The sequence below is a fragment of the Candidatus Methylomirabilota bacterium genome, assembly GCA_035764725.1.
Taxonomy (GTDB): domain Bacteria; phylum Methylomirabilota; class Methylomirabilia; order Rokubacteriales; family CSP1-6; genus DASRWT01.
Window position 1 is genome coordinate 140,598 of record DASTYT010000052.1, and the last position, 8,164, is coordinate 148,761.

General features: G+C 71.0%; 9 protein-coding genes. 2 read left to right on the forward strand and 7 right to left on the reverse strand.

The features are described from left to right. The first annotated feature begins 2 nt into the window (after positions 1–2). Entirely contained in the window at positions 3–1,202 is a 1,200-nt protein-coding gene (locus VFX14_09880) for a M20 family metallopeptidase (GenBank protein ID HEU5189985.1), read from the forward strand. Here the strand turns inward: VFX14_09880 and VFX14_09885 are convergent. From VFX14_09885 to VFX14_09905, 5 genes are all read right to left on the reverse strand, one after another. Then, positions 1,199–1,780, reverse strand: coding sequence for a DinB family protein (locus VFX14_09885; GenBank protein HEU5189986.1), 582 nt, complete (start codon positions 1,778–1,780; stop codon positions 1,199–1,201). The genes VFX14_09880 and VFX14_09885 overlap by 4 nt on opposite strands. After that, a complete protein-coding gene (locus VFX14_09890) occupies positions 1,777–2,388 on the reverse strand; it encodes a TetR/AcrR family transcriptional regulator (protein ID HEU5189987.1) in 612 nt (203 codons plus the stop codon). The genes VFX14_09885 and VFX14_09890 overlap by 4 nt, the downstream gene beginning before the upstream one ends. Positions 2,389–2,454: 66 nt before the next feature. Continuing rightward, positions 2,455–2,985 (reverse strand): thiol peroxidase, encoded by a 531-nt coding sequence (gene tpx / locus VFX14_09895; protein ID HEU5189988.1) that lies wholly within the window; start codon positions 2,983–2,985, stop codon positions 2,455–2,457. A gap of 45 nt (positions 2,986–3,030) precedes the next feature. Next, a complete protein-coding gene (locus VFX14_09900; protein ID HEU5189989.1) occupies positions 3,031–4,614 on the reverse strand; it encodes an FAD-dependent thymidylate synthase in 1,584 nt (527 codons plus the stop codon). 25 nt (positions 4,615–4,639) lie between these two features. Next, on the reverse strand, positions 4,640–4,894 hold the full coding sequence (locus VFX14_09905) for a hypothetical protein (protein ID HEU5189990.1): 255 nt from the start codon (positions 4,892–4,894) through the stop codon (positions 4,640–4,642). Between the two features lie 35 nt (positions 4,895–4,929). On the opposite strand from VFX14_09905, the gene VFX14_09910 reads away from it, so the two are divergent. Next, a complete protein-coding gene (locus VFX14_09910; protein ID HEU5189991.1) occupies positions 4,930–6,234 on the forward strand; it encodes a choice-of-anchor tandem repeat NxxGxxAF-containing protein in 1,305 nt (434 codons plus the stop codon). Between the two features lie 12 nt (positions 6,235–6,246). Here the strand turns inward: VFX14_09910 and VFX14_09915 are convergent, their stop codons facing one another. Both VFX14_09915 and VFX14_09920 read right to left on the reverse strand, forming a co-directional pair. After that, positions 6,247–7,284 carry a sugar ABC transporter substrate-binding protein gene (locus tag VFX14_09915; protein HEU5189992.1) on the reverse strand — a complete coding sequence of 346 codons (1,038 nt, stop codon included), beginning with the start codon at positions 7,282–7,284 and terminating at the stop codon, positions 6,247–6,249. A gap of 17 nt (positions 7,285–7,301) precedes the next feature. Further along, positions 7,302–8,164, reverse strand: an 863-nt coding sequence (locus tag VFX14_09920) for a cyclase family protein (GenBank protein HEU5189993.1), incomplete at its 5' end; no start/stop codon positions are given.

Here is an 8,164-nt window from a genome sequence, read left to right on the forward strand (position 1 = left end):
CGATGGCCCCGAACCCGGCGCTGGAGAGCGCCAAGACCCGGGTCGTCGAGGCGGTGGACCGGCTGGCGGGAGAGCTCGAGGCGCTGAGCCTCGAGATCCACGCCAACCCGGAGCTCTGCTTCAAGGAGGAAAAGGCCTCGGCCTGGCTGGGCCAGTTCCTCGGCAAGCACGGGGCCCAAGTCGAGCAGGGCGTGGGGGGGCTGCCCACGGCGTTCCGCGCGACGATTCCCGGCCAGGGCCCCGGTCCCACCGTGGCGATCCTCGCCGAATACGACGCGCTGCCCGGCATCGGGCACGCGTGCGGTCACAACATCATCGCGACGTCGGGCGCGGGCGCGGGAGCGGCGCTGGCCGCCGCGCTCAAGACCCTGCCCTTCGCGGGCCGGATCCAGGTGATCGGCACGCCCGCCGAGGAGGGCGGGGCGGGCAAGGTGCGGCTCATGGAGGCGGGCGTCTTCAAGGACGTGGACGCCGCCATGATGATCCACGGGCGGCCCGGCACCCAGGTGTGGCGGCCCTCGCTGGGGATCATCAAGGTGAAGGTCGAGTTCCAGGGACGCGCCGCGCACGCGTCCTCCTGGCCGTGGCGGGGCGTCAACGCTCTCAACGCCATGATTCAGCTCTTCGTCTCGCTGGATCAGATGCGTCAGCAGGTGAAGCCGGACGCGCGGATCCACGGCGTCATCACCAAGGGCGGCGAGCAAGCCAACATCATTCCCGAGCACACGGCGGCGGAGTTCTACCTCCGCGCGCCCACGCGCGACTACTGCAAGGAGCTGCTGCGCCGCTTCCAGGCCGTCGCCGACGGCGCCGCGCTGGCCACCGGCTGCACCGCCACGGTGTCGCCGGACCCCATCATCCACGACCCGCTCAAGCCGAACGTCACGATGGCCGCGCTCTTCAAGCAAAACCTCGAGCGCATCGACTTCCCCGAGGATCCGGACGATGGACAGGCCGGCTACGGCTCGACCGATTGCGGCAACGTGAGCCAGGCGCTGCCGACCATCCATCCCTACATCCGCATCAGCCCCGATGGCATCCCCGGCCATTCGCGCGAGTTCGCGGAGTGGGCGAAGTCGCCGCTCGCGCACACGGGCATGGTGGCGGCGGCCAAGACGCTCGCCCTCACCGCCCTCGACCTCCTCGCCGACCCCGCCGAGCTGGAGAAGGCCAAGCAAGAGTTCGCGAAGACGGCGGGCTAGCCCCGCCGGGCGCGCGCGGCGGTCAGGATCTGTTTCACCTGGGTGATGTGATCGAGCGTGTGCAGGCGGAAGGCGAACACCGCGTAGGCCTTCCAGGCGATCTCCTCCATCCAGTGGAGCGGCGCCTGCCGCCCGTCCGCCTCGCGCACGTTGATGACCGCGATCACCGGCGCGCGCGCCCCGGTGGGCGCATCCCGCGCTCCGTCGAGCGCGCAGAGGATCTCAGCGTGGGCGCCCACGAGCGCCGCCCGGAGTTCGCCCCAGGGCGTCGCGAAGGGATCGGCGGACTGTAGGCCAGCCGGGATGGGCGGGCCGGCCGGGCGCCGGTCCGCAAGGAGGTCGCGCAGCTCGCCGAGGCTCGGCGCGTGCGTCAGCAGGAGATGGTCCACGACCTCGTGAATGGACCACTCCCCGGGCCCGGGCCGGTCCGCCGCGTGCTCCGCGGACACCGGAGCCAAGAGCGCTTCCATGGCGTCGAAGCCCGCCGCGACCCGTGCCCGGACCTGGGCCAGCGGCAGGGCTTCGCCCTTGTCGCGCAGGTACTCGCGCAGCCGGATCTGCTCCTCACGCTCCGTCATCGGCGTCCTTCCCGTCGTCGCAGATAGGTCCACAGCACGTCCTCGCACAGGCGCTCGGCGGTGGCGCGCGGCAGCGCCCGCCGGTCGAAGGTGTGCTGCAGGGACAGTCCGTCGAGCACGGCCAGCACCACCGCCGCCGCGCCGTCGGGCGCCAGACGGCGAAGCCGGCCCTCGAGCACCCCCTGCCGGATCCCCGCGGCGATCAGGCGGCGGGAGCGCGCGTAGGTGCGCGCGTTCACGGCGGCGAGCGCGCGGTCGTGCAGGCTCTCGCCCCACAGCTCGATGAACACCGTCCAGAACTCGCGGTCGCGCGCGGCCACCTCCAGGCAGGCGCGGACGAGCGCGCGCAGGCGGCCCCGGGCCCCCCGGGCGCCTCGCGCCTCGGCGGCGACGCGGCGATCGAGATCGGCGCTCACGCGCAGCGCGGCGGCGGCGAGGATGGCCCGCTTGTCCTTGAAGTAGTAGTGGAGAACGCCCTGGCTCAAGCGGGCCTCGCGGGCCACCCGCTTCATGGTGAGGCCCGCATAGCCCTTGGTGGCCAGGCAGTGAATGGTGGCGCGAACGATCGCCGCGCGCCGGAGGGGAGCCACGCCGACCCTGGGGCTCATGCCCCAGGGTCTACGCGGTTTTTATTGGTCGGTCAACCGATTTAATTCAGAGGTGTCGAACGAGACTTAGCCGGCCGCCTTCTTGGCCGCGGCGAGGGCCGCGTCGTAGTTGGGCTCCTGGGTGATGTCCTTCACGTACTCGGCGTGGGCGACCTTGCCGTCCTTGCCCACCACGAATACCGCGCGGGCGCTCAACCCGGCGAGGGGACCGTCCTTGACCAGCGTGCCGTAGGCCGGGGCGAAGGCGTGCTCGCGGAAGTCCGACAGGGTCTTCACCGAGCTGACCCCCGCCGCCCCGCACCAGCGCTTCTGGGCGAAGGGCAGGTCCATGCTGATCGTCCACACCTCCACGCCGCCGGGGAGCTTGCCCGCCTCCGTGTTGAAGCGGCGGGTCTCGGTGTCGCACACCGGCGTGTCCAGGGAGGGGACCGCGCTCAGGATGAGCACCTTGCCCTTGGCGTCGCTGAGCTTCACGGGCGCCAGGGAATTGTCCACGGCGGTGAAATCCGGGGCGGGCTGGCCCGCCTTGATCTCGGGACCCACGAGGGTCACCGGGTTGCCACGAAGGGTCACGGCATTGGCTCTCGACTCGGGCATCGCTGACCTCCTGGTCGGCTTCGACGGTGGTGAGAAAGGCTCCGCTCAGGACGCGGAGCGGCGGCGGGCGTCCGAGGCGCGCTCGGCGGCGAGCCGCCCGGTTTCGGCGCCGGAGTGGTCCACGTGGCGCATGGCGGCGGCGAGCGCGCGATGGCCGGCCTGCTCGGCGATGAGCCGATGCATGCCCTGGCACACTCGGCGATACGCGGGATGGCCCTGCGGCGCCGTCCGCAGCTCCAGCATGTGCATGGCCTCCCGGGCATTCATCTCCATGTAGTACCGCACGCGGTAGGCCATGGCGACCGCGTAGGGCGCTGACACGGCGAGGCCGGCGTCGACGAGGGCGCCGTGGAGCGATGCCGAGTCCTCCATCACGCGCAGCCAGTCAGCCCGGGCGCCCACTTCGTCGAGCTCGGGGGCGACGGCGAAGCCATGACGGGGCGACAGGGGCTGCCACTCCAGCGTGAGCAGGCGGTGGCGCTGCAGATCCCGGAACGCGCCGTAGTCGCCCAGCACGTCGAAGCGGTACGAGGTGCGCTCGAAGGCGCGGCCCGGCTTGTGTCGGCGGTTCTCCCGCGTCCCCACGTAGGCCTCGAGCACACGCGCGCGCTCCCCGGGCCCGAGCTTGCGCGCGAGGGCGAGCAGCTGATCGTCCGGGAGACCGGAGGCGGAGTACAGGGCGGCCGCCACCACCTTCACCTCGCCCTCGGGGTCCCAGTCGGTCAGCGTGACCTCGGGCCGGGGCTCGGGCTCGACGCCGGCGAGGAGGTCGGCGGCCACCGCGCGCGTGGCCGCCGCGGTGTCGGCGAGATAGCGCGACCACACGCCGCCGCGCTCGGGCCGATCGAGGCGCGTGAGGAAGGCGGGAATCACCTTTCGCAGCTCGGCGAGCATCAGCGCCGCATGGTCCTGGACTTCCCGGAGAGGGTGCGCGCGCATGCGGAGCAGCAGGGCTTCGTAGCCCTGCGCGGTGCCGAAGATCCCGACGTTGGATCGGGTCGCGGCGGGAAGCAGGCCCCGCAGGCTGTCGAGCGCCTTCGCGCGCACCGTCATCTTCCAGGGCCCTTCGGGCTGGCCGGGCTCGCGCGGGACCCGCCCGCTCCAGTAGTCCTGGAGAACGGGAATCCAGCGCGCGTAGCTCTCGAAGGCGCGGTCGAGGGACTCGACGTAGCGCGCGCGGAGCGGGTGGCCGTCCAGCTCCGCGGGCACGTGATACTTCCACTGTCCGCCCGGGCGATCGGTATACGGCACGTAGCGGGTCGACTGCTCGAGGTAGGCCATCAAGCGGCCCCATTCGAGCACCTTGGTGAGGAGGTTCGACGCGCCCTCGCAGGCCAGGTGCACGCCGCCGAGCTGGGCCACGGAGTCATCACCGTAGTCGGACAGCACGCGATCGTAGAGCGCGTCCGCACGGGTCGTGCCCACGGTGCCGGCGGGCGCGCCCGCGCTCGCGCTCTCGCGGAACTCGTCGAGGAAGAGCCGCCGTAGCGACTTGGCCGAGCGTGAGTAGCGCGCGAACAGCGCGCCCTTCACGACCTCCGGGAGATTGACGAGAGCGAAGACCGGACCGTCGAGATTGGTGAAGTGGGGGGCAAGCGCGGCGCGCTCGTCGGCGGTGAACGTCTCCACGCCCGGTATCATACCGTCATCCCGATCAGCCGCCGTAGCCCCAGTTCCAGCACGGCAGGCGCTCCTTCCAGAACCATTCGTCACAGAGCTCCTGGTCACACCGCTGCTGGCACACGCGGAGGGTGAGGCCGGCGGTGCAGCGGAGCGTGCCGCCGCCCCGGCAGTAGCAGGCGCCGGGCCAGTCGATGGGACCGGCGGCGCCCGATGTCGCGGTAAAGGCGCCGGCCAGGAGCGCGGCCAGCCCCAATCGGATCAGCCGCGAGCGTGTGGGCGTCCGCATTGACCCCATTCCAGCACCTCCCTATACTCGGCGCAATGCTTGCGAGCCGCGCGTGGCGCGCCGTCGCGCCGCTGCTCATCTGGGCGCTCGGCGCCGGCGCCGCGCAGGCTCAGACGCCCAACCTTCGTACCGTGGCCGCAGTGGGCGATCCCGCGCCGGGCGGCGGTAGCTTCGCGGGCTTCAGCGTCGAGTCGCTCCCCATTCTGGCGCCGGCCAACAGCCGGGGCGACGTCGCCTTCTTCGCTACCCTGCTCCGCGGCCCGGGTAGCGAGGGGCTTTTCCTTTCCTCGCCGAGCGGGCTGTCCTCGCCGGGCGGACCGTCTTCGCCGCGCGGGCCGCGCGGCGGCCGTCGCAAGATCGCGCTCGAGGGCGACGTGGTGCCGGGCGTGGGCACCCTGACCGGTTTCGGCAAGCACCCGATCCCCGCGCTCAACGAGGGCGGCGACGTGGCCTTCGCCGCCGCGGTGGGCGGCGGCAAGGCGGTGGAGGGCATCTTCCTCTGGTCGCGCGGCCGCGTGCAGCCGGTGGCGATTACCGGCACGGCGGCGCCGGGTATCGGAGGCGGTACGCTGGCCGGCATCGAGTCGCCCGCGCTCAACGATCGCGGCGACGTGGTCTTCCTCGCCACCATCCGCCGGGGACGCGAAACGATCGACGCGATCTTCGGGCGCATGCGCGGCAAGCTCAAGAAGATCGTGGCGCAGGGCGATCCGGCGCCCGCGGGCGGCGCGTTCGCGGGGTTCGGTGCCCCCATCCTCAACAACAAGGGCGTGGTCGGCTTCGCCGCCGCCGTCGAGGGGCGGGGCGTGCCCGGCGGCATCTTCGTGGTCGAGGGCGATGCGCCGCGCATGGTCGTGGGCGCGGGCGACGACACTCCCGCCGGGGGGATTTACTTCAAGTTCGCCGAGCGGGTGAGCCTCAACGACACGGGGCTGATCGCCTTCAACGCGCAGCTCAAGGACGCGCCCACGCCGGCCGGCCTATTCCTGGTGGATCGCGGCGCGCCGCGCAAGCTCGTGCTCGTCGGCGACGCCGCGCCGGGTGGCGGCACCTTCTCGCACTTCGGCCTCTGGCCGACCGTCAACAACGCCGGGGTCGTGGTCTTCGCTTCGTCGGTGGACGGCGGCACGCATCCGATCGGCGTCTTCGTGGCGAAGGGTGACACGATCACACGTGTGGTCGGCGCGGGCGACGCCCTGCCCGGCGGAGGCCGGCTCCTCTCGTTCGGGCTCTATCCCCTCGCCGCGATCACGCCAAAGGGCGGCGTGTCCTTCGCGACGGCGGTCACCGCAACGGGTGAAGGCACGGAAGGGATCTACTACGCGGCGCCGGCACCCTGACGGGGCGCGGCGCTAGTTCATGTCGTAGGGCGGGTACTCCACGAAGACGTTGGTGGCGGTGACGAGCACGTGCTTCGTCACCGTCCGGGGGGGCACCGCCTCGCCCCGGAGCATCCGCAGGGCCAGCGGCAGCACGTCGTAGCCGCAGCGATCAAGATAGAACGCCACCGAGCCGATCACGATGCTCGCGCGGTTGTTCGGATCGATCTCCTTCTTGTCGTTGATGCCGCCGTGGATGTTGCGGTCCACGCCGTGGCTCACAATCGCGGAGTCGGACGCGCGGCCCGCCACCTCCAGCGCGCTCTTGGCCGCGAGCGCGGTGCTGTCGTCCGTGGCGGCGACCAGGACCTTCGTGCCCGGATGGGCAGCGACGAACTTGCCGAGCAGCGCGCCGACGCGGGCGTGATTCCCCTCGGTGTCGAGGGTCACCGGCTTCACCGCCGGCAGCCGGGCCCGCAAGCCCTCCATCACACCCTGCACGCGCTCGGGCACGCGGTCGGCCTTGGCGTCCACCGGCCCCACGATCGCCGCCACCGTGGGCTGGCCGCGCCAGCCTCGCGTGGCGAACTGGCCCAGCGCCTCGCCGGCGATGCGCCCGGCCGCCTCGTTGTCGATGGTATAGAGCGGCGCGCCTGGCACCCCGTGATTCAAGGCGAGGATCGGGATCCGCGCCGCTTTGAGCCGCGCCGCCACCGCCGCATTGGCGTCGGGATCGGCAAAGTACTCGACGAAGAGATCGACCTTCCGCGCGATGGCGTCCTCGGCGTTGGCCAGGGCCTTCTTGGGATCACGTTGATTGTCGTAGAGCACCAGGTCGATGGGGAGCTTCCGGGCCGCGAGCACGAAGCTCGAGCGGACCTCTGGGCCCGTGAAGCCGGTGCCCTCGATCGTGACTCCAGGCTCCTCGGTGAGATTGGCGAACGCGATGGTGTAACGCCGCTCCTGGCCGGCCGCGAGGCGCGGCAGGGCCGCCGTGGTGGCACCGCCGAGGAGCGAGAGACAGAAGCGCCGGCGCCCCTCACGGAGCGCCGGCGTCGTGTCCTGCTGCATCAATTGGGCTCCCGCGGTTAGCGGATACCCTCGATCGCGACGAAATTGCCGGTGAGGCCGACGGCCTTCGGCACCGTCATGCTGAAGAAGAACGTGGCGCGGTTGGTCCGGGCCGCTTCATCGGCCATGAGATCCGTACGCACATTCTCCAGGATGTGGATGCCGTTGTCGGTGATGAGCATGTTGTGGACGATGAAGGCTTCCTTCGGGTCCTCACCGGGGATGACCTCGACCACCCAGGTGTCCGTCCCCACCGCCACCACCTTCTGGCTAATCAGCCACTTGGCGGCTTCCTTGCCGATGCCGGGCGCCGCGCTGTTGTAGACGGCGTTCTGCTTGGGGAACTGCTGGAAGAGATCGCCCCACCCGGTGTGGATGGTGACGATGTCACCCTCGCGGAGGGTCACGTTGTACATCTTGAGTGCCGCCTGAAGATCGGCCGGGGTAATCACGGTCCCGCCGTCCAGGCAGGGCTTGCGGCACGCCGCGTTCGTCTTCAGCTTCCCGGCCGCCTGGAATACCTTCACCATGTCCAGGAGCACGCCGCGGGTCGCGAAGGACTTGAGGTGCTCGAGACCCAGGCGCGTCATGTTGTTCTGGTTGATGTACTTGCCCATCGGCGTCTGGTTGTAATAACAGTCCTTGCGCCCGATGTGGCCCAGGCCGTCGATGTGGGTGCCGACGTGGCTCTGGCTGAGCCACGTGTCTTCCATGTAGGTCAGCTCGTTCTCGCCGAACGAGGCGCCCGGAGCCAGGCTGGTCGCGGTGAGGATGGTCTTCGTGAAGCGCGAGCCGAAGAGCGGCACGCCGTCCACCAGCGGGTAGGACATCGTGGTGACCTTGCCCGTCTGGATCTCGGCGGCCGCGGCTTTCGTCACGG